The sequence below is a fragment of the Rhodobacter maris genome (genome assembly GCF_900217815.1).
Taxonomy (GTDB): Bacteria; Pseudomonadota; Alphaproteobacteria; order Rhodobacterales; family Rhodobacteraceae; genus Rhodobacter; species Rhodobacter maris.
The window spans coordinates 12786-34579 of the sequence record NZ_OBMT01000010.1 but is presented as its reverse complement, the minus strand read 5'-3'; the positions used below and the strand labels follow the sequence as shown (position 1 = coordinate 34579).

At 66.5% G+C, this 21794-nt stretch carries 18 protein-coding genes; 9 read left to right on the top strand and 9 right to left on the bottom strand.

Features of this window, described 5'->3' with window-relative positions:
- Window positions 1-26: 26 nt before the first annotated feature.
- From CRO22_RS13160 to CRO22_RS13150, 3 genes are all read left to right on the top strand, one after another.
- Window positions 27-986, top strand: a complete 960-nt coding sequence (locus CRO22_RS13160) for a dihydrodipicolinate synthase family protein (protein WP_097070628.1) — start codon at window positions 27-29, stop codon at window positions 984-986.
- Window positions 977-1909, top strand: coding sequence for a 4-hydroxyproline epimerase (locus tag CRO22_RS13155; protein ID WP_097070627.1), 933 nt, complete (start codon window positions 977-979; stop codon window positions 1907-1909). Before CRO22_RS13160 ends, CRO22_RS13155 begins: the two co-directional genes overlap by 10 nt.
- A 64-nt stretch (window positions 1910-1973) precedes the next feature.
- Window positions 1974-3224, top strand: a complete 1251-nt coding sequence (locus CRO22_RS13150) for an NAD(P)/FAD-dependent oxidoreductase (protein WP_097070626.1) — start codon at window positions 1974-1976, stop codon at window positions 3222-3224.
- Window positions 3225-3257: 33 nt separating this feature from the next.
- Here the strand turns inward: CRO22_RS13150 and CRO22_RS13145 are convergent, their stop codons facing one another.
- Complete coding sequence (locus tag CRO22_RS13145) at window positions 3258-5351, bottom strand: putative bifunctional diguanylate cyclase/phosphodiesterase (protein ID WP_097070625.1); 2094 nt, start codon at window positions 5349-5351, stop codon at window positions 3258-3260.
- A gap of 529 nt (window positions 5352-5880) precedes the next feature.
- Between CRO22_RS13145 and CRO22_RS13140 the strand changes: the two genes are divergently transcribed.
- Window positions 5881-7089 (top strand): GTP-binding protein, encoded by a 1209-nt coding sequence (locus CRO22_RS13140; RefSeq protein ID WP_097070624.1) that lies wholly within the window; start codon window positions 5881-5883, stop codon window positions 7087-7089.
- Complete coding sequence (locus CRO22_RS13135; protein ID WP_097070623.1) at window positions 7086-7373, top strand: DUF6525 family protein; 288 nt, start codon at window positions 7086-7088, stop codon at window positions 7371-7373. The genes CRO22_RS13140 and CRO22_RS13135 overlap by 4 nt, the downstream gene beginning before the upstream one ends.
- Here the strand turns inward: CRO22_RS13135 and CRO22_RS13130 are convergent.
- The 7 genes from CRO22_RS13130 to purC all read right to left on the bottom strand — a co-directional run bounded on the left by CRO22_RS13130 (window position 7357) and on the right by purC (window position 15714).
- Window positions 7357-8811 carry a cobyric acid synthase gene (locus CRO22_RS13130; RefSeq protein ID WP_097070622.1) on the bottom strand — a complete coding sequence of 485 codons (1455 nt, stop codon included), beginning with the start codon at window positions 8809-8811 and terminating at the stop codon, window positions 7357-7359. The two genes, CRO22_RS13135 and CRO22_RS13130, sit on opposite strands and share 17 nt — an antisense overlap.
- Window positions 8808-10382 carry a cobyric acid synthase gene (locus CRO22_RS13125; RefSeq protein WP_097070621.1) on the bottom strand — a complete coding sequence of 525 codons (1575 nt, stop codon included), beginning with the start codon at window positions 10380-10382 and terminating at the stop codon, window positions 8808-8810. Before CRO22_RS13125 ends, CRO22_RS13130 begins: the two co-directional genes overlap by 4 nt.
- Window positions 10383-10586: 204 nt before the next feature.
- On the bottom strand, window positions 10587-11915 hold the full coding sequence (locus tag CRO22_RS13120; protein WP_097070620.1) for a sigma-54-dependent transcriptional regulator: 1329 nt from the start codon (window positions 11913-11915) through the stop codon (window positions 10587-10589).
- 6 nt (window positions 11916-11921) lie between these two features.
- Window positions 11922-13625 carry a sensor histidine kinase gene (locus CRO22_RS13115; RefSeq protein WP_394341495.1) on the bottom strand — a complete coding sequence of 568 codons (1704 nt, stop codon included), beginning with the start codon at window positions 13623-13625 and terminating at the stop codon, window positions 11922-11924.
- 138 nt (window positions 13626-13763) lie between these two features.
- Window positions 13764-14432: a phosphoribosylformylglycinamidine synthase subunit PurQ gene (gene purQ / locus CRO22_RS13110; protein WP_097070618.1), complete on the bottom strand. Its 669-nt coding sequence runs from the start codon at window positions 14430-14432 to the stop codon at window positions 13764-13766.
- A gap of 68 nt (window positions 14433-14500) precedes the next feature.
- Entirely contained in the window at window positions 14501-14740 is a 240-nt protein-coding gene (gene purS, locus CRO22_RS13105; protein WP_097070617.1) for a phosphoribosylformylglycinamidine synthase subunit PurS, read from the bottom strand.
- Between the two features lie 212 nt (window positions 14741-14952).
- Complete coding sequence (purC, locus tag CRO22_RS13100; protein ID WP_097070616.1) at window positions 14953-15714, bottom strand: phosphoribosylaminoimidazolesuccinocarboxamide synthase; 762 nt, start codon at window positions 15712-15714, stop codon at window positions 14953-14955.
- Window positions 15715-15992: 278 nt separating this feature from the next.
- Here purC and CRO22_RS13095 point away from each other — a divergent pair, with 278 nt between their 5' ends.
- From CRO22_RS13095 to bmt, 3 genes are all read left to right on the top strand, one after another.
- The gene (locus CRO22_RS13095) at window positions 15993-16307 is read left to right on the top strand and encodes a DUF1476 domain-containing protein (protein ID WP_097070615.1); all 315 of its coding nucleotides are present in this window, start codon (window positions 15993-15995) and stop codon (window positions 16305-16307) included.
- 224 nt (window positions 16308-16531) lie between these two features.
- Complete coding sequence (locus tag CRO22_RS13090) at window positions 16532-18526, top strand: phosphatidylglycerol lysyltransferase domain-containing protein (RefSeq protein ID WP_176518642.1); 1995 nt, start codon at window positions 16532-16534, stop codon at window positions 18524-18526.
- Window positions 18527-18593: 67 nt separating this feature from the next.
- Window positions 18594-19607 carry a betaine--homocysteine S-methyltransferase gene (gene bmt / locus CRO22_RS13085; RefSeq protein ID WP_097070613.1) on the top strand — a complete coding sequence of 338 codons (1014 nt, stop codon included), beginning with the start codon at window positions 18594-18596 and terminating at the stop codon, window positions 19605-19607.
- Window positions 19608-19709: 102 nt separating this feature from the next.
- On the opposite strand, the gene CRO22_RS13080 is transcribed toward bmt, so the two are convergent.
- The gene (locus tag CRO22_RS13080; protein ID WP_097070612.1) at window positions 19710-20816 is read right to left on the bottom strand and encodes a PA0069 family radical SAM protein; all 1107 of its coding nucleotides are present in this window, start codon (window positions 20814-20816) and stop codon (window positions 19710-19712) included.
- A 172-nt stretch (window positions 20817-20988) separates the two neighbouring features.
- On the opposite strand from CRO22_RS13080, the gene CRO22_RS13075 reads away from it, so the two are divergent.
- Complete coding sequence (locus CRO22_RS13075) at window positions 20989-21687, top strand: corrinoid protein (RefSeq protein WP_097070611.1); 699 nt, start codon at window positions 20989-20991, stop codon at window positions 21685-21687.
- Window positions 21688-21794 lie beyond the last annotated feature (107 nt).

The window sequence follows — 21794 nt, the reverse complement described above, 5'->3', positions numbered from 1 at the left end:
TACACGAACAACCAACGGAGCCCCTCATGAACAAAGATGTTTTCCTCGGCACGATCCCCGCGCTGCTGACCCCCTGCACGCCCGACCGCCGCCCCGATTTTGACGCGCTGGTGGCGAAGGGGCAGGAGCTGATCGCGGCGGGGATGTCGGGCGTCGTTTATTGCGGCTCCTGCGGGGAATGGCCGCTTTTGACCGACGCAGAGCGGATGGAGGGCGTGGAACGGCTCACCAAGGCGGGCGTGCCCGTGGTGGTTGGCACCGGCGCGGTGAGCCCGAAATCGGCGGTGGCCCATGCCGCCCATGCGCAAAAGATCGGCGCGGCGGGGCTGATGGTGATCCCGCGGCTGTTGTCCCGCTCGCTCTCGGTGCCCGCGCAACGCAACCACTTCAAGGCGATCCTCGAAGCGGCGCCCGATGTGCCCGCGATCATCTACAACAGCCCCTATTACGGCTATTCGACCAAGGCCGATCTGTTCTTCGCGCTGCGCGCCGAGCACAAGAACCTCATCGGTTTCAAGGAATTCGGGGGCCGGGCCGATCTGAGCTACGCCGCCGAGCACATCACCTCGCAAGATGACGAGGTGATCTTGATGGTCGGCGTCGATACCGAGGTCTACCACGGTTTCGTCAAATGCGGGGCCGTTGGCACGATCACCGGCATCGGCTCGATCTTCCCGAAAGAGTCGCTCCTGCAGGTCGCGCTGTCGAAGCGCGCCGCCGAGGGCTGCCCGGAGGCGGACCTGCGCGCGCGCGAACTCGCCGAAGCTTTCTCGGTGCTGGCAAAATTCGATGAAGGCGTCGATCTCGTGCTCTACTTCAAGCATCTGATGGTGCTGAAGGGCGAGACCCAATATGCGATCAACCTCAACGAGACCGATGCGCTCTCGCCCTCGCAAGCCAAGTTCTGCGAGGCGCAGTTCCACCAGTTCAACCGCTGGTTTGCGAACTGGTCGAAACAGGGCGGGGTGATCGCTGAATGCATGTGATCGACAGCCACACCGGCGGCGAGCCGACGCGGGTGATCCTCGATGGCGGGCCGGACCTTGGCACCGGGCCGCTTTCGGAACGCGCGGCCGCCCTCGCCACCGACCACCGCGATTTTTATCGCTCGGTGATCCTTGAGCCGCGCGGTCAGGCGGCGATGGTCTGCGCGCTGCTGGTGCCCCCCGTCGATCCGAGCTGCGTCACAGGCGTGATCTATTTCGACGCCGAGGCCGTGCTTGGCATGTGCGGGCACGGCACCATCGGGCTTGCGGTGACGCTCGTGCATATGGGCCGGATCGGGCTTGGCCAGCACCGGATCGAGACGCCGGTGGGCGTGGTGACGGTTGATGTGCGCGACCCGAACACCGTCACCGTGACCAATATCGAGAGCCGGCGCATTCACCGCGCCGTCTCGGTCGAGGTGGCGGGGCTGGGCACCGTGACGGGCGATATCGCTTATGGCGGCAATTGCTTCTTCCTCGTCGATCCGAGCCCGATCCCGGTCGAGCCCGGCAACATCAAGGCCTTGACCGAGGCGACCATCGCCGTGCGCACGGCGCTCCATGAAGCCCGGCTTGGCGGCGAGAACGGGATGCCCGTCGATCACGTGATCTTCTATGGCCCCGCGCGCACGCCCGAGGGGCATTCACGCAACTTCGTGCTCTGTCCCGACGATGCTTATGACCGCTCCCCCTGCGGCACCGGCAGCTCGGCCCGCCTCGCTTGCCTCGCCGCCGAGGGGCGTTTGCCCCAGGGCGAAGAGATCGTGCAGGAAAGCGTGATCGGCAGCTCCTATCGGCTCTCGTGGCAACCCGGTCCGGGCGGCGGCGTGATCCCCTCGATCACCGGACAGGCGCATGTGATGGCCGAAAGCCAGCTCTTCTTCCTGCCGAATGACCCGTTCCGGCAGGGCATTCACCTCTGACCCCCTGCGCCCCCGGCACCCGGTGCCTCGGGGGCGCCTTTTATCCAACCGCGCGAGCCTCGCCATGCCTCAATCGACCGAACCGGATATCCTCGTCATCGGCGCCGGGATCATCGGCATCAGCACCGCCCTCGCCCTTCAGGCAGAGGGGCATCGGGTCTATATCCTTGACCGCAAGGGCGTGGCGGCAGAGGCCTCGCGCGGCAATGCCGGGGCCTTTGCCTTCACCGATGTCGAGCCGCTCGCCGCGCCCGGCATCATGCGCAAGGCGCCGAAATGGCTCCTCGATCCGCTCGGGCCCTTGTCGCTGCGCCCGGCCTATGCGCTCAAGATCCTGCCCTGGATGGTGCATTTCTGGCGCGCCACGGCCAAGGCCCGCTTTGCCGCCGCAATCGAGGCACAGGCGGGGCTGATGGCGCTCTCGCGCGCCGCGCTGGAGCGGCAGATCGCGGCTGTCGACGGCGAGGCGCTGATGCGGCGCGAGGGCCAGCTTCAGCTCTATGAGGGCCGCGGAGAATTCGACGCCGCCGCCCCCGCCTGGGCGATGCGGCGTGCCCATGGCATCGCCTTTGATCTGTTGCAAAGCCCCGAGGCGATTGCAGAAATTCAGCCCGGGCTGAGCCCGCGCTTTACCCATGCGGGCTTTACGCCGGATTGGATGAACACCGTCGATCCCGCACTTTGGACCGAACATCTGGCCGAGCGTTTCCGCGCGCAGGGCGGCACGATCGAGATTACCGAGGTGACATCGGTGCGCCCCTTTGACGGCGGGGTCGAGGTGGTCACGCCCGCGGGGCTGCGCCGCGCCGGGCGGATCGTGGTCGCCGCAGGGGCCTGGTCGCACCGGATCGCGCAGATGCTGGGCGACAAGATCCCGCTTGAGACCGAGCGCGGCTACAACACCACCTTCCCGACCGCGAGCGTCGATCTGCGCACGCATGTGACATTTTCCAACCACGGCTTTGTGGTGAGCAAGATCGGAGGCGGGCTGCGCGTCGGCGGGGCGGTGGAACTGGGCGGGCTTGACCTCGCGCCGAATTACCGCCGGGCCGAAATTCTCGTGGAAAAGACCGCGGCCTTTTTGCCCGGCTTCGACCCGAAAGGGGGCGTGCAATGGATGGGCTTCCGCCCCTCGCTCCCCGACAGCCTGCCGGTGATTGGCCGCGCACCGGGCTGCGCGCGGGTGATCTATGCCTTCGGGCACGGGCACCTCGGGCTCACGCAATCGGCGGGCACGGCGGAACTCGTGGCCGCGCTCGCCGCGCACCGCGCCGCGCCGATCGCGCTTGCGCCTTTCGCTCCGAACCGCTTCTGAACCCGCGCGCGTTCATCCGCGCGCCTTCGCCTGTCAGGCGCTTCGGCGCGCTTGTTCCCCGCCGAACCCCTCCGCGCCGGGCGCAGCCCGTGGCGCGGCAGCGGTTTCGGTGGCCGGGGTCAGGGTCGGGGCGATCTCGGGCCGACCGAACAGATAGCCCTGCATATAAGTGACCCGCATTGCCCGAAGCTGCGCGGCCTGTGCCTGCGTCTCCACCCCCTCGGCAACGGTGGCAATGCCGAATTTCTCGGCGATGCTGACGCTGCCCTCGATGATCGCGACGGCCTGCGGATCCATCCGCCGCACGAAGGACTGGTCGATCTTGATCGCCTGAACCGGCATCTCATGAAGGCGCGAAAGCGAGGAAAATCCGGTGCCGAAATCGTCGATATGAATATCGATGCCCAGATCCTGAAGCCGGAACAGCACGTTCTGCGTCAGGTCCATATAAGCATCGGCAAAAATCGATTCCGTCACCTCGATCACGATGGCTTTTGGCGCGATGCCATATCGACGCGCCGCCGCGCGCAGTGTCTCGACATACCCCGGCGCGATCAATTGCTGGATCGAGGCATTCAGGGCAATCCGGCAGCTTTCCTTGCGCTGCGGCCAGCGGGAGAACCGGCTGAACGCCGCGTCGATCGCGAAAGCGCCGATCTCGACGATCAGCCCCGTTTCCTCCGCCATCGGGATGAATTCCTCGGCAGAGATCCGCCCCAGAACCGGGTTCGTCCAGCGCAGAAGCACTTCATAGGCCTCCGGCTCCTGCGTCACCGCATCGACGATCGGCTGGAACACGACCGAAAGCTCGCCATTGCCAACCGCGCCCTTGAGTGCCTGCCCGAGGATCGCCTTGCGCTCCTGCCGGGCGGCGAAATCTTCCGAAAAGACCACGGTGGCGCCACGGCCGCGCCCCTTCGCCTCGCTCGCCGCAAGATCGGCAAAGCGGATCGCCTCGCTCACCGCGGCCGCCTCAAGCGCGCAAACGGCGACGCCGGCGCTCAGAGAGACATGAATCTCGCACCCGCTCACGCTGATCTTCTCGCGGATCGCGCTGCGCAGCCGGTCGGCAAGCGCCGCACCCGTGGCGATTGCCTCCGGCTCGCAGCTCGGCGCGATCGCCACGAATTCATCGCCGCCCCAACGGCACAGCGCCGCGCCCTCGGGCATCGCCGCTTCAAGCCGGCGCGCCACTTCGGTCAGCACACAATCGCCCACCGTATGGCCGAGCCCGTCGTTGATCTGTTTGAAGCGGTCGAGATCAAGAAAGATCGTGGTGCAGAAGCGGCCCGGGCTGGTCTGCTGGTCGACCCATTCGAGGATCCCCTGACGGTTGAGACACTGCGTCAGGCAATCATGTTCGGCGGCATGTTTGAGATCCGCGGTGCGCAGCGCGACGCGCCCTTCGAGCGTGGTATTGAGCTCGGTCAGCGCGCCTTTCTGGGTCTTCAGATCGGCCAGAAGGTCATCGTTGCGAAAGCGCAGGTCGAGCGATTGCACGAGGATCGCATGGTTGTTGCGATGCACGATCAGCATCACCACGAGAAACACCGGCCCGAGCCCCGCCAGCACGATATCGCCGTCGCTCGAAAGGGCGAGCTGTGCCGAGCCCTGGATCAGCATCAGCGCGATGTAGAACCGCCCGATCTGCACTTGCGCGGCAAGAATACCGGTGGCGCCGGCGGCCAGCGCGGAAAGCACGATCAGCACCGCATAGCGCACCCTGTCATCCCCGCTCTCGAAGGCAAGCGCGGTCATTCCCACCCACCACAGCGCGCCGAGAAAGAGCCCGGTGCCATAGAGCAGGCGCAACCGGCTGAGCCTGCGGGCCGGGGTCGCGAGGATATCATCGCATCCGAGCCCGACGCCACAGCTCAGGGCGAAACGTCCGGCCGAAAGCAGAAACAGCGCGATACCGAGAAGAATCGCCGGAACAGCGCTTTGCGAGGCGCGGGCAAGCAGCGCCGTCATCGCAATCCCGGCCACGAGGTTGACGCCGATATTCGCGAAATTGTTGCTGTAGGCCGTTTTGAGAAGCCAGCGCTCGATCTTGTCCGGAAGCGGAGAGGCTCCGGCCGGTGCCGCTGGCTCCACCTGTGCGGCGGGATGCCCCGGCGCTTCCGTCATACTTGTCACCCTCGGCACGCTGCACCCTGCGCCCGAACTCGCGCGCCATTTGGCATCGCGACTTCAAGCAGATCAGTAGAATTGTCGGTATTTCATAACCGACAGGACATTAACGAAGTGTGTACGGCGCTTTGGCCACGGGCGAGAGGCCCTTCGGCCGAGGCCGAAGCGCCGAGGAAGAGCGAGCCGGCGCAGATCTGCGCCCCCGGCCGCGTCAAAATGCAGCATCCGCGCCGTGCTCTCCCCACCCTCGTGAAACAAAGCGCCTCAGCTTGCAGCTTGGCGGGAGACCGTTTTGTCGAGCGCCTCTCTTGGAGCATCAAAGACGAGGAGGCGTATCTGCGGGCCTGCCCCGGTGTCTCGGAAGCTCGCGCAGGTATTGGTTGGGCACTCAAGCCGGGCGCAACCCGCTTCAAGGGCGCGGTTTGTCGCACGGCGGCCCCAGCCGCCAGACATGGCGCAGGATCGGGCACTTGCCTTCGATGACTGTTATACTATAACAATAGTTATCTTGTAACAGGAGCTCTGCATGGCCGCCCCCACCCCGGATCGCCTTCCCGTCACTGTTCTCTCCGGCTTTCTCGGTGCCGGAAAAACCACTCTTCTCAACCACATCCTCGCCAATCGCGCGGGGCTCAAGGTGGCGGTGATCGTCAATGACATGTCGGAGGTGAATATTGACGCCGATCTGGTGCGCGCCGGCGCCAGCCTCAGCCGCGGCGAGGAAAAACTGGTCGAGATGACCAATGGCTGCATTTGCTGCACCCTGCGCGACGATCTGCTGGTGGAGGTGCGCCGCCTCGCCGAGGAAGGGCGGTTCGAGTACCTGCTGATTGAATCAACAGGGGTTTCCGAACCGCTGCCGGTCGCGGCGACCTTCGAGTTCCGCGATGACAAGGGGGCGGCCCTCGATGATATCGCGCGGCTTGACACGATGGTGACGGTGGTCGATGCGGCCAACCTTACCCGGGATTTTTCCGCACCGGAGTTTCTGGCCGATCGCGGCGTGGAACTGGGGCCCGAGGATGAACGCAGCCTTGTGCAGCTTCTGACCGAACAGATCGAATTTGCCGATGTGATCGTGCTCAACAAGGTCTCCTCGGCCAGCACCGAAGACTTGGCCAATGCCCGCGCGATCCTGCGGGCGCTGAATGCCGATGCCAGAATCATCGAAACGGATCACGGTAAGGTCGCGCCCTCAGACATCCTTGGCACCGGGCGCTTCAGCTTCGCGGCGGCGCATCGCCACCCCACCTGGGCGCAGGAGCTTTACGGCTTTGCCGACCATGTGCCCGAAGACGCCGAATACGGCATCACCTCCTTCGTTTTCCGCGCCGAGCGTCCCTTCGAGCCGGCGAAACTGGCGGAGTTCTTTCAAACCCCGCTGCCCGGCGTGATCCGCGCCAAGGGGCATTTCTGGCTCGCCACGCGGCCCGACTGGGTAGGGGAATTCTCGGTCGCCGGGCCGATGCTGGAGGTGAAGGCGCTTGGCCTGTGGTGGGCTGCCGTGCCGGAGCAACACTGGCCCGAAGAGGCGCGCGCACGGATGGCGGCAAAGCTGGCGCAGGAGTTTGGCGACCGGCGGCAGGAGATGGTATTCATCGGCCGGATGGACGCGATGAACCGTGCCCGCATCGAGAGCATGCTCAACCGCTGTCTCGTGCCGGAAACCGCCTTTCTGCCCAGGCTTTGGGAAGGGCTGGAAGACCCGTTCCCACGCTGGGGCCGCGCCGCATGAGGCGCAATCTCTCCAGCCCGCTGCCTCGGCGGATGCGCCGCGATCCGATGGCCGCCTATGACCGCCTGCCCGCCCCCGCGCGGGCCTGGCTGGCGCAGGCGGTGCTGCCCTGGTCAGCCGCCTCGGTGGCCCGGCTCTGGGCGCGGGCGCTGGCGGAGAGCGGGTGCGCACAGGCCGCGCGCGAATATCTCGACGCCGCCGAGAGGCGCACCCTCGCCCGCGAGGGGCGCCCTCCGGCGGGATCTCCGCCGCCTGCGGCGCAGCGATTCAGCGGGCCAGAGTGAGCAACGCCTCAAGATCGAGATCGGCCTCGATCTCCGCGGCAAAGGCATCAAGCGCCGCCTCGAGCTGCGCGCCATGGTCCTGCGCCTGGGCGGCACAGCCGAGCCCCGCGAGCCACTGCGCCCGAAAGCCCGCGGCAGCGAAAATTCCGTGCAGATAGGTGCCTGCCACCCGGCCATCGGCGGAAACTGCCCCCTCGGGCCGACCGCCGGGGCAAAGCCAGGGGCGAGCGAGACCCGCACCGCGGGTCTCGCCCATATGCATCTCGTAGCCCGTCACCCTGGCACCGGAGAGGGTATCGGACGCGTCGATCTCCGCCAGCCGCTTCGCTTTTCCGATCACGGTGTCAATCTCGAGCAAGCCCAGACCGGGGGTCTCGCCCGGCGCGCCCTCGATGCCATCGGGGTCGCAGACCTTGCGGCCGAGCATCTGGAAGCCCGCACAGATACCCACCACCCGCCCGCCGCGGCGGAGATGGGCGCGCAGATCGATGTCCCATCCCTCGGCAAAAACCGTTGCAAGCGCCGCGCGCGTCGCTTTCGAGCCGGGCAGGATCACCACGGCAGCCTCGGCCGGGATCGGCTGGCCGGAATGCACCCAGCGCAGATCAACCCCGGGTTCGGCCGCAAGCGGGTCGAGATCGTCGAAATTTGCGACCCGGGGCAGGTCGAGCACGGCGATGACGAGCGCGCCCTTGCGGCGCGCAGCGCGGCCAAGCCCGAGCGAGTCTTCTTCCGGCAGACGCCGTGCCGCTTCCGACCAGCGCAGCAGCCCGAGCACCGGCCAGCCGGTCTCGGCACGAATTTCGGCCGCGGCGCGGGCGAAAATCGCCGGATCACCCCGGAATTTTGTCACCACCACCCCGCCGACCCGGGCGCGTTCGGAACCGCTCCAGAGATAATGATGACCGATCGTCGCCGCGGTCACGCCGCCGCGCGACTCGTCTCCCAGAAGCAGGACCGGCAGATCGGCAGCCTCTGCAAGCCCCATGTTGGAAATGTCCTGCGCGCGCAGATACCGCTCCGCTCCGCTTCCCGCCCCCTCGATCAGCACGAGGTCATGCGAGCTGGAAAGCCGGTTCAGACTCTCAAGCACACGCGGCCGGAGCTGCGGCTTGAGGCGCTGATACCCGGCCGCGGAGTAGCGGCCAAGCACCTCGCCCTGCACCACAACCTGCGCATCGATATCGGTGTCGGGCTTCAGAAGCACCGGGTTCATATCGACCGAGAGCGCCACTCCCGCCGCGCGCGCCTGCAACGCCTGCGCCCGGCCGATCTCGCCGCCATCCGCGGTGACGGCGGCATTGTTCGACATGTTCTGCGCCTTGAACGGAGCGACTCTCAGGCCGCGCCGGGCATAGGCGCGCGCAAGCCCCGCCACGAACAGGCTTTTGCCCACGTCCGAGCCGGTGCCAAGCACCATCAGCCGCCGCGCGCTCATTGCGCGAGCGCCAGAAGTGCGTCGAGATCGAGGTCTCTTTCAAGCTGGTCGGCGAGCGCATCAAGCGCCGCGTCGATCTGCGCCTCGTGATCGCGCCCCGCGGCACGCCCCCCCATTGCCTCAATCCAGTGATTGCGAAACCCGTCCGCCCCGAAGATCCCGTGCAGATAGCCCCCCATCACCCGGCCATCGGGGGAAATCGCCCCTTCCGGCCGTCCCTCCAGGTCGAACCACGGCTGCGACAGCCCCTCTCCGCTGGTGCGCCCCATATGCATCTCGTAACCGCGGATCCGCGTGCCGCTGATCCGGTCAAGGGCTGTAATCTCGGTGAGCGCCTTTTCGGCCCCGATCACCGTTTCCAGATCGAGAAGCCCGAGCCCCGCGGTCTCGCCCGGCGCGCCTTCGATACCTTCGGGGTCGCGCACCAGACGGCCGAGCATCTGAAAGCCCGCACAGATGCCGACCACGCGGCCGCCGCGGCGCAGATGCGCGCGGATATCGGTATCCCATCCCTCTGCGCGAAGTGTTTCGAGCGCCTTGCGCGTGGTCTTTGACCCCGGCAGCAGCACGACATCGGCGTCGGCCGGGATCGGCTGGCCGGGGCGCACCCAGCGCAAATCGACCCCGGGCTCGGCGCCAAGCGGGTCGAGATCGTCGAAATTCGCCACGCCGTCGAGATGCGGGACCGCGATGACGAGCCCCGCGCCCTGCCCCTCGGCAGGCCGCGCGAGCGCGAGCGCATCCTCGGCAGGAAGTTGCGCCGCCCCCTCGAACCAGCGCGCGACCCCGAGAACGGGCCAGCCGGTGTACTCGGTCATGGTCAGGCAGGCGGGCTCATAAAGCGAAAGATACCCTCTGAACTTGTTGACAAGAATACCTTTCACGCGCGCGCGCTCGGCCGCGTCATGGAGCATCCAGCTGCCGACGACTGCGGCAAGCGCGCCACCTCGGTCATTGTCGGTGAGCAGCACAACAGGCAGATCGACCTCTTCTGCCAACCGCATATTGGTGATGTCGCTTTCCTTGATCCAGGTTTCGGTCGCCGCCCCCGCACCTTCGACAAGCACCAGATCAGCCTCGGCGGCAATCCGGCGATAGCTGTCGATCACGGCGGGCATCAGGAAGGGTTTCAGATGGTGATAATGGCGCGCGGGCCAGTTGCCGAGCGGGCGACCGCGCAGCACCACCTGCGATCCGATCAGCGCCTGCGGCTTCAACAAAACGGGATTCATATGGATCGAGGCGGCACGCCCCGCTGCGCGCGCCTGCAACGCCTGCGCCCGGCCGATCTCGCCCCGATGCACCGCCCCATCGGGGCCGACCGGCAGATCGCTGTCCACCGTTACCGCGGCATTGTTCGACATGTTCTGCGCCTTGAAGGGCGCCACTTTCAGCCCACGGCGCGCATAGGCGCGGCAGAGTCCGGCGACAAGCAGGCTCTTGCCCACATCCGAACTCGTGCCCTGAATCATCAGCGCCCGTCCGCGGCGCGGCGGTGGTGGGGTCAGAAAGGGCAAATCGAGGTCCGGCAAGGGCGGCACCGGGTCGTCGGCGGGCAGGTCGAAAGTCATGTCGGGGTCCGTTCGGTCGTTCAAGGCAATCAGGTGGGTGACGCTACCACTTCCCTTTGCGGGGATCGAGACGAACTCGGACCGGTGTTACTCCGGCTCGCCCCGATACGATCAAAACATTGATCTAAATAACATTATGCTCGGCGGGCGAGCCTTGTAACGGAGAAACGCCCCGCCCCGGATCGCCGCCACTTTCGCCCGGCCTCAGGTATAATCGGCCCGGCTCAACCCGTATTTCGCCATCTTTTCGTTGAGCGTGCGGCGCGGCAGGCAGAGCTCTTCCATCACCGCCGCGATCGATCCCTTGTGGCGGCGCATCGTGTTGTCGATCAGCATTTTCTCGAAGCTCTCGACATATTCCTTGAGCGGCTTGCCCTCGGTGGTCATCGCCGTGCCGAGATCGTCGCTTTCCGCCATCAGGAGCGAGGCGATCGAGCCCTGTCCGCGGCGCGCCTGCAGCACCGCGCGTTCGGCCACGTTGATGAGCTGACGCACATTGCCCGGCCAAGGCGCCTGAAGAAGCTGTGCCGCCTCCTGTGCGCTCACCTCGGGCGGCTCGCAGCCGTAATCATCGGCGAATTGCTCCGCCATCCGGTTGAAGAGCGTGAGCACATCCTCACCCCGCGCACGCAGGGGGGGCAGGGTGAGCTTGTGTGCGGCAAGCCGGAAGTAGAGATCGGGCCGCAACAGGTCTTCGAGCATCCGCCCCTCGCCATGCGCATTGCAGATCGCCACGATCCGGGTCTCTGCCGGTGTGCCCTGCTCGTTGAGCAGCGTGAGCAGCCGCGCCTGCAGCCCGGAGCTGAGCGCCTCGATATCCTCGAGCACCAGCGTGCCGCCACGCGCTTCTTCCACCAGCGGCAGCCCGCCCCCCTCGGCGACCGGGCCGAAGAGCCGTTCGGCGAGCGCCTCCTCGGTGAAAGCCGCACAGGAAAGCGTGACGAATTTCTTGCCCGCACGCGTGCCCGCGGCATGGAGCGCATGCGCCACCAGCGTCTTGCCGGTGCCGGTCTCGCCATCGATCAGCACATGGCCATCCGATTGCGCGATGTCGAGCAGATCCTCGCGCAGCCGTTCCATCTGCACCGACGTGCCGATGAGCTTGCCCATCACCTTCGTCCCCTCGCCCAGATCGCGACGCAGGGCGCGCGCATCAAGCGTCATCCGCCGCGCCTGCGTGGCGCGTTTGGCGAGTTCCGTCATCCGGTCGGGGTTAAAGGGCTTTTCCATGAAATCCATGGCGCCGAGCCGCATCGCCTCGACCGCCATCGGCACATCGCCGTGGCCCGTGATCATGATCACCGGCAACCCGCTGTCGAGCCCCATCAGCCGCTTGAGAAAGGCCATCCCGTCCATGCCCGGCATGCGGATGTCGGAAATCACCACGCCGGGCCAATCCGGGCCGATCACTTTCAGCGCCTCCTCGGCGCAGGCGAAGGTCTCGGTGTCGAAGCCCGAAAGCGCCAGCCATTGCCCGATCGACTGGCGGATGTCTTCCTCATCGTCAACGATCGCCACTTTCATCATCCGCATCGCGTGTCACTCCGCTGCACGGCGCCCGCTCTCGGGCGCATTCATCCCCGCCGTCAGCCGCGGCAGCCGCAACTCGAACACGGCGCCCCCGGTCTCGGCATTTTGCGCGGTCAGCCGACCGCCGAAATCGCTCACGATGGACGAAGAGATCGCGAGGCCCAGCCCCGTCCCCTCGCCCGGTTTTTTCGTCGTCCAGAACGGCTCGAACAGCTTCTCGAGATCGGAGATCCCGGGCCCGTTGTCGGCCACCGTCAGCACCGCCATCTCGTCCGCGGTGAGGCTGATCTCGATCTCGGGCGAGCGCACTGCCTTGGTCGCATCAAGCGCATTGCGCAACAGGTTGATGATCACCTGCTCGAGCCGGATCCGGTCGGCCAGAACCATCACCTGCCCGCGCGGCAGGTTGCGCAAGATCCGCACCGTGCGCGCCTTGAGTTGCGGCTCCATCATCGCCAGCGCAGAGGAGAGCGCCGCGCGCAGATCGACCGGCTCGACCGCATCGCCGCCCTTGCGCGCATAGGATTTGAGCTGGCGCGTGATCGCGCCCATCCGCTCGATCAGATCGTCGATGCGCTGGAAGGAAGAGAGCGCCTCCGCCACCCGCTCGCGCTGAAGCAACAGCCGCGCCCCGGCAAGGTAGGTTTTCATCGCGGCGAGCGGCTGATTGAGCTCATGGCTCACCGCCGCCGACATCTCGCCCAGCACGGCGAGCTTTGAGCTTTGCTCAAGCGTTTGTTCGGCAAGGCTCAGGTCTTTTTGCACCCGTTCGCGCTCGGCGATCTCGCGTTTGAGCCGGGCATTGAGCGCCCGCAGCTCGGCCGACTCGCGCCGGTAGACGGCGGATTGCACCTTGGCGCGACGCGACACAAAGTAGAAGCCCAGCGCCATCAGCACTGCAAAGCCCATGATTTCAAGCGCAATCACCGCGTTCACGCGGTCGCGCACCGAGGTGTAGGGGGTAAAGGCCACCATCCGCCAGCCGCGAAACGGCAGCCGCGCCTCGGTGCGCATCACCGCCTGCCCCGAGACCCAGGCATCGGGCGGCTCATTGGCCCAATCGGCCGTCGCCTGCAACGCGCGCTCGATTGCCGAGGGGGCGGAGCGCACCGCAAGCGCCTCTTCCATCGTCACGCCCCGCCAGCGCGGCTCGGTGGCCAGCACGATCTGACCAGAGCTGTCGAGCACCGCCACCGCATCCGAAATCCCGGCCCAGGCGCGCTCATAGCGCGCGAGATCGGCGCCGACGACGATCACGCCGATGAGCTTGCCTTCGGAGAGCACCGCGCGCGAATAAACGAAGTCCGAGGCGCCGGTGACCCCCTTGACCGCGGTGAAGATCGTGTCGCGCGAGCGCTGCGCATCGACGAAGAACGGCGCATCCTTGAACGTGGTGCTCAGCACGTTGCGATCGGTCGCCGCCACCACCCGGCCCTGCAGGTCCAAAAGCCGGATCGAGGCCACGCCCACCTCGTCGCGCGCTGCGATCAGAAGCCCCGAAGTGGTAGAAAAATCGCCGGAATTGAGCGACTTGGACAGCTCCGGATCACGCGCGAGCAAAAGCGGCACCACCGAGGTGCGCTGCAATTCGGAAATGATATTGCCGGAATAGAGCGCGAGGCGCAGCTCGGTGCGCATCCGCGTGGTCTCGGTAAACCGCTCGGTGAGCCAGGTGTTCGTCATCCAGACCCCGGCGACAGTGGCCCCCAGCATCAGCACCGCCAGCAGCCGGTAGGCGGCACGACGGATGCGTCGCCGGGTCTCGGCGCGGGTCGGGATATCGGAGCGGAGCGCGGTCTCGGGCATGGCGTCAGATTAGGCGAAGCCGCCCGCCCCAACAAGCGCGGCCGATCACGCCTTGGCGAGCAGCCCGGTAAGCGCGCGGAAAAGCGCCGCCCCGTCCGTGCCACCCTGCGCCGGCTCGACCACGCGCTCGGGGTGCGGCATCAAGCCGAGCACGCGGCGGTTCTCGCTCAGCACGCCGGCAATATCGGCCGCCGATCCGTTCGGGTTGTCGACATAGCGAAATGCTACCCGATCCTCGCCCTCAAGGCGTTTGAGCCCTTCGGCGTCGATCACATAGTTCCCGTCGTGATGCGCGATCGGGAAGGTGATCTCCGCGCCGCGCGCATAGCCCTCGGTGAAGGGGCTCGTGCTCGTGGCCACTGTCAACCGCTGCTGACGGCAGACGAACTTCAGCCCGGCATTGCGCATCAGCGCGCCCGGCAACAGCCCCATTTCGGTCAGCACCTGAAAACCGTTGCAGATGCCGATCACATGGCCGCCGCGGCGCGCGAAATCCACCACCGCCTCGCCGATCGGCGAACGCGAGGCGATCGCGCCGCAGCGCAGGTAATCGCCGAAGGAAAAGCCCCCCGGCACCCCCACCACATCGGTGCCCTCCGGGATCGCGGTTTCCTTGTGCCAGACCCGCACCACCTCGGCACCGCTCTTGGCAAAGGCATCATAGAGGTCACGGTCGCAATTCGACCCCGGAAAAGTGATGACGGCGGCTTTCATCGCGACAGGGCTCCTGCTTTCATCTTGCCCGAAATACCCCGGGGGCGGTGCCCCCGATATGGCCGAGATCAGGCAATCTCGACGGTATATTTTTCGATCACGGTATTGGCGAGCAGCTTCTCGCACATCACCTTCACCTCGGCTTCGGCGGCGGTCTTGTCGGTGGCGGCCAGATCAAGCTCGATCACCTTGCCCTGCCGCACGCCTTCCACACCCGAAAACCCCAGATGTCCAAGCGCATGCCGCACCGCCTCGCCCTGCGGGTCAAGCACCCCGTCCTTCAGCATCACATGCACGCGCGCTTTCATGGCAGCTCTCCTCGCTTGGCGGACGTTGCCGTGCGCTCCGCTCGGGTGCACGGCCGGTTGGCGTCCTGATAGCGCAAGCCCCGTCACGGGGCAAGCGCCGAAGCCGTGCACGGCCCCGCCCGTTGACGTGTTGCGCAGCTCAACCGGGCTCGCCCGAAGGCAAAAGGGGCGGCCCCCGGCCGCCCCTCCGAACGCTTCTGCCTAGGCGTCGATCAGTTGATCAGCGTCGGCTTCATCGGCGTGGCATTGGCGGGCAGCACGCCGAGCCGACGCGCCACCTCGGTATAGGCATCGGTGAGCGAGCCCAGATCGCGGCGGAACACATCCTTGTCAAGGTGCTGGCCGGTTTTCACATCCCACAGCCGGCAGCTGTCGGGGCTGATCTCGTCAGCCACGATCAGGCGCATGTAGTCGCCATCCCAAACCCGGCCGATCTCGATCTTGAAATCGACGAGCTTGATGCCGACACCGAAGAACACGCCCGAGAGGAAATCGTTCACGCGCAGCGCGAGGCTCACGATATCGTCGAGATCCTGCTGGTTCGCCCAGCCGAAGGCGATGATGTATTCTTCGGGCACCAGCGGGTCGCCAAGCTCATCGTTCTTGTAGCTGTATTCGACGATCGGGCGCGGCAGCGCCGTGCCCTCCTCGAGGCCGAGGCGCTTGGCAATGGAGCCTGCCGCAAAATTGCGCACGATCACTTCGAGCGGCACAATTTCCACCTGCCGGATCAGCTGCTCGCGCATGTTCAGACGGCGGATGAAATGGTTCGGGATGCCGACATTCGTCAGCCCGTTCATGAAGAACTCGCACAGGCGGTTGTTGAGCACGCCCTTGCCCTCGATCGTCGCCTTCTTCTGCGCGTTGAAGGCCGTCGCGTCATCCTTGAAATACTGCACCAGCGTGCCGGGCTCGGGGCCTTCGTAAAGGATCTTCGCCTTGCCTTCGTAGATCTTCTTGCGACGCGGTGCCATGGGCTCTCCGATAACTCTGGGGTCCGACGGACCCGCTGCCGAGGGGCTCCCCTTGCCGCCCTATAGGCCAAGCAGGCCTGCGCCGCAAGGCCGGCGAGGCGGCCGGGCGCGCCCCGTTCCCGCTGCGGGGAGGGAACGCTGCCCCGCGGCATGATTCGTGCGGCGGCGCGGCAGAGATTTGACCTGCTAGCGCAATCACTTCTCCGCGACACGATCAACTCTTGCAGCGGGGGGCCAAGAAACCATATCAGAAGAAGGAATCGACTTTGGGGGGACAGATGACCACTTTCGACGATCGCGAACACGCTTTCGAAGCCAAGTTCGCCCATGACGCCGATCTGCGCTTCAAGGTTGAGGCGCGCTCTGTAAAGATCCTCGCGCAATGGGCGGCGGAGCTTCTCGGCAAGACCGGCGCTGAGGCCGAAGCCTATACCGCGGCCCTGATTGCTGCCGATTTCGAGGAAGCCGGGCAGGAGGATGTGATCCGCAAGCTGATCAATGACCTCGCAGGCCTGGCCGATGAGGGCGCGATCCGCGCACGGGTGCGCGAGGCGATGGGCGCCGCGCTCAAGCAAATCGCCGAAGTCGGCTGAACACCGCCCCGAGGCCCACATCGCCCTGAGGCCGGCATGCGAATGCCGGCTTTTTTATGCCTGTCCGCGGCGGCTTGCCAAATCGGCCGGAGCTCCGGCCCAAAGCGTTAACGCGCGCTCACCAATTCCCCCGTTTCCAGAACGATTTTCAGCCTTTTTTAGCCTTCCGGCCGCAAACCTCACCCGGGAGTTTGTCGGTAACGTTTGTAGGTGACGGGGGACACATGGCTGAGCAGCGCAACGGGATCACGCGCGCGCGCGTGATGGAAACGGTGCAGGGAGGACCGTCGGGCGGGCTGCGCATGGGCGCCGCCGCCGGGCGACAGGTTCTGGGCATCGCCCTTGTCGCAGCCTTTCTCTGGGCATTGCGCGACCGACTTGCCGCGCTCGACACTGAAGCCGTCTTCGCCGCGCTTGCGCGTCTTGAGCCGCTCGACTGGGCGCTGGCGCTCGGCGCAACCTGCGCGAGCTTCGCCGCGCTCGCGCGCTATGACGCGCTGATCCACCGGATGCTGCACCGCCCCACGCCCGCCGATGCCGCGCGCCGCGCGGGCTGGACCTCGATCGCGCTGTCGCAGACGATCGGCTTTGGCCTTGTCTCGGGGGCGCTGGTGCGCTGGCGCATGCTTCCCGAAACCACGCTTGCGCAGGCCACAAAGATCACGGCAACCGTCGCTGCGACCTTTCTTGCTGCCTGGGCGGTGCTCACTGCGGCGGTGCTGCTCGTGGCCCCGATCGCCCATCCGCATCTCGATGTCTGGGCGGTGCAGGGGCTCGCACTTCTGGGCCTCGCGCTCGGCGGCGCGCTGGCGCTTGCAGCCCTGAAGCTGCCGGGTCTGAAGATCGGTCGCTTCACGCTGCGCCTTCCCGCCCCGGCGATGCTTGGCAAGATCCTCGTGCTGGCGCTGATCGACACGGCCTTTGCCGCGCTCGCGCTCTGGGTATTGCTGCCGCCCGGCAGCGAGCTGAGCCTTCTCGCACTCTACCCCGCCTTTTTGCTGGCACTCGGCGCAGGCTTCGTCTCCGGCACGCCGGGGGGCGTCGGCCCGTTCGAGATCACCCTCGTCGCGCTTCTCCCCGCCACGCCCGAGCCCGAACTCCTGGCCGCGATTCTCGCCTGGCGGATCGTCTATTTCGGCCTCCCCGCGCTTGCCGCCGCCGCCCTCGTCGCGCTGCGCCCGGGCCGCCCGCTCGATCATCCCCGCATCGTCGCCGCGCCGCTCGACTGCCCGCAGATCACCCATCTGGTCGCGCAGGACCGTCAGGCGGAACTCGGCCTGATGCGGCAGGGAGACCTTGGCCTTCTGCGCTGCGACCGGGCGCCGGGCGGATGGATGGCCGGGCGCGCCGGGCGCACGCTTGCCGCGGTGCTCGACCCGGTGGGCACACAGGCCCGCCCCGAGATGCTCGCCGCCCTCAAGGCCGCGGCCCGGGCCGAGGGACGTCGCGCGAGCCTTTACAAGATCTCTGCGCGCACCGCAGCCGTTGCGCGCCGTGCTGGCTGGGTCGTCGCCCCGGTTGCCACCGAAGTCTGGCTCGCCCCGCAGAACTTCACGCTTGACTGCCCCTCCCGCGCCGGGCTGCGACGCAAGCTGCGCAAGGCGGCGAAATCGGGCCTGAGCGTGCGCGCCGCCGAAGGGCCGCTGCCGCTCGCCGCGATGGCGACCATTGCCGAGGGCTGGCGAAGCGCCCGTGGCGGCGAGCGCGGCTTCTCGATGGGCCGGTTCGCGCCCGGATATGTTGCCCATCAACAGGTGATGCTTGCCTATTTGGGCGAGACGCTGGTGGGCTTTGCCTCTTTCCATGCCAATCGCTCCGAATGGGTGCTGGACCTGATGCGCCCTGCCGAGGGCGCGCCCGACGGCACGATGCAGGCGCTGATCGCCGGCGCGATCTCCGCGGCCGCCGAGGCCGGCGTGGCGCGGCTTTCGCTCGCCGCCTTGCCGCCCCGGGCCGAGGATGTCGAGGGCCCGGCCGCACATATCTGGCGCCGTGCCGAGAAGGGCGCGGGCGCCGCGGGATTGCGCCAGTTCAAGATGAGCTTCGCCCCCGAAAGCTCCACCCGCTACATTGCCGCCCCCTCGCGGGCTGCGCTCGCTCTGGCCGCGGCCGAGATCGCCCATGCGATCCATCGCCCCGCCGCGCTCGTGACGGTGGTTCCCAACATCTGCGCCAGCGCCCGGACTGCCGAGCTCATGCCAGCCTCAAGATCATCTTGAACGAAAGGAAATTGCAACTTCGCCCGGCCCGTGGCAGGGAGAGCGCGACCGGATCAGGAGAGGCCCCATGACGAACACGCTCACCCGCCTTCTGCAATCGCGCGACTGGCTGCTGGCGGACGGCGCCACCGGCACCAACCTGTTCAACATGGGGCTCTCCTCGGGCGAGCCGCCGGAATTCTGGAACGTCGAGCATCCGGACCGGATCGCGAAGCTCTACAGCTTTGCCGTCGAGGCGGGCTCGGACCTGTTCCTGACCAACTCCTTTGGCGGCAATGCCTCGCGGCTCAAGCTGCACAATGCGCAAGCGCGCGTGCGCGAACTCAACCGCATCGCCGCCGAGATCGGCCGCGAGGTCGCCGACAAGGCGGGCCGCCCGGTCGCGGTTTGTGGCTCGATTGGGCCGACGGGCGAGATCTTCGCGCCGATGGGCACGCTGACCCATGAGCTTGCGGTCGAGATGTTCCACGAACAGGCCGAGGGTCTGAAGGAAGGCGGCGCCGATGTGCTCTGGGTCGAGACGATCTCGGCGCCCGAGGAGTTCAAGGCCGCCGCGGAGGCCGCACGCCTTGCGGGCATGGACTGGTGCGGCACGATGAGCTTTGACACCGCCGGGCGCACGATGATGGGGGTGACCTCTGCGCAACTCGCTGCGCTTGTGGAAAAGCTGCCGAACCCGCCGCTCGCCTTCGGTGCCAATTGCGGCGTCGGCGCGGCCGATCTGATGCGCACGGTGATGGGCTTTGCTTCGGCGGGCACCGAGCGGCCGATCATCGCCAAGGGCAATGCGGGCATCCCGAAATATCACGACGGCCACATCCATTACGACGGCACGCCCGCCTTGATGGGCGATTACGCCTGCCTTGCGCGCGATGCGGGGGCGACGATTATCGGCGGCTGCTGTGGCACGATGCCCGAGCATCTGAAGGCGATGCATGAAGCGCTGACGACACGCCCGCGCGGGCCCCGTCCGAGCCTTGAGGACATCACCGCGAAACTCGGCGCCTTCTCTTCCGCTTCCGATGGCACGGGCGACGACGACGGCCCGGGGCGGGAGCGTCGCGGCCGCCGCCGCAGCTGAAGAAACCGTTGCAAAGTCATGGATTCGTGGCAGAAAGACGAAAGCGTCTTTCTGGAACGATGGTCTATTGCCAGCCGATGAGGGCAAACGATGGCGGAAAGGTCAGAACAGTTCGAGCTGCTCGCCCGGCCGCGGCGGCACCCCGAACCGGTGGCAATCAAGCGCGGGCAGATCAGCCGCGAGGCTGAGACGGCGGCACGAGACCTCGAACCGGCGCGCGAGCAACTCCGCCTCGGTCCCCTCCCCCTCCATCCGCGTGCCGAAGCGCGGGTCGTTGAGCTTGCCGCCGCGGAAGGCGGCGACCGCATTGAGCACCTTTTCGGCCCGCAAAGGGTAATGCCGCGCGAGCCAGTCGGCAAAAAGGGGCGCCACCTCATGCGGCAGGCGCAAGGGGATCATGTGGGCGGCCTTTGCCCCCGCGCGCCGCGCCTCGGTCAGGATTGCCTCGAGGGCGTGATCGGTCAGCCCCGGGATGACCGGCGCGGCCATGACACGGACGGGAATGCCCGCCCGCGCCGCCTCCCGGATCATCCTGAGCCGGGTCTGCGGCGTGGGGGCGCGCGGCTCCATTTTACGCGCAAGCTCCTCGTCGAGCGTGGTGAGCGAGATGCCCAGATGCACGAGCCCGCGCCTGGCCATGCTGCTCAAGAGGTCAAGATCGCGCAACACCCCCGCGCCGCGGGTGGTGAGGCAGAGCGGATGGTTGAAAGCGCTCAGCACCTCCAGAAGCCCGCGCATGATGCCCCGCTCGGCCTCGATCGGCTGATACGGGTCGGTTGCCGTGCCGATGGCAAGCGGCGCCACCGCATAGCCGCGCTTCGAAAGCTCCCGCGCCAGAAGCTCCGGCGCCTCGGGCTTCGCCACGATCCGCGTCTCGAAATCGAGCCCCGCCGAGAGGCCGAGATAGCCATGTGTCGGGCGCGCGTAGCAATAAACACAGCCATGCTCGCACCCCCGATAGGGGTTCACCGACCGGTCGAAGGCGACATCGGGCGAGGTATTGCGGGTAATGATCGTTTTCGGATGCTCAAGGCTCACCTCGGTGCGCAAGAGCTTTTCCTCCTCCGCGATCTCCCAGCCATCGGGCTCGACAAGCCGCGCATAGGGCTCGAACCGCCCCGCCGGATTGGCCGCGGCACCCCGCGCCCGAAGCCGCTGGCGCGGATCGGAAGGCGGCAGATCAAAGGGCAGATTCGGCGCAAGACTCATGCCACAAAACTAGAACATAGAGAGAACATCATGCAAGGGATTCGTCGCTTCGCGGCGGGTCTCGCCCCTGCCCTGCCCCCGCGTCGGGGACGGAGCGCCGCATGTCGCAAACACAGTAGTAACCGGGGCGCAATTTTCGCATCACCGGAACAGTCCCCTCAGGAGAACCCCCATGGCCGATGAAGACGACATCATTCTTTCGGAACTCGACGACGAAGAGCTCGTGCTGCAAATGCATGACGATCTCTATGACGGGCTCAAGGAAGAGATCGAAGAGGCCGTTCATATCCTGATCGACCGCGGCTGGACGCCCTATGACATCCTCACCAAGGCGCTGGTGGCGGGTATGACGATCGTCGGCAACGATTTCCGCGATGGCATCCTGTTCGTGCCGGAAGTGCTGCTCGCCGCCAATGCGATGAAGGGCGGCATGGCGATCCTGAAACCGCTGCTGGTTGAGACCGGCGCGCCGCGCATGGGCAAGATGGTGATCGGCACCGTCAAGGGCGACATCCATGACATCGGCAAGAACCTTGTGGCGATGATGATGGAGGGCGCGGGCTTCGAAGTGGTCGACATCGGCATCAACAACCCGGTGGAAAGCTATCTCGAAGCGCTCGACCGCGAGGGAGCCGACATTCTCGGCATGTCGGCGCTGCTCACCACGACGATGCCCTATATGAAGGTCGTGATCGACACGATGAAGGAAAAGGGCATCCGCGACGATTATCTGGTGATCGTCGGCGGCGCGCCGCTGAACGAGGAGTTCGGCAAGGCGATCGGTGCCGATGCCTATTGCCGCGATGCCGCGGTCGCGGTGGAAACCGCGAAAGACATGGTTGCGCGCAAGCACAACCGCATGGGCGCCTGAGGCCTGCCGGTGCCGGCCCTGCCTGAAACACGGGCACAGGGCCGCGCGCAATCGCACCGCTGGCAACGAAATGTGAACCTTAAAGGCCCCATGCTGCGACTGGGGCC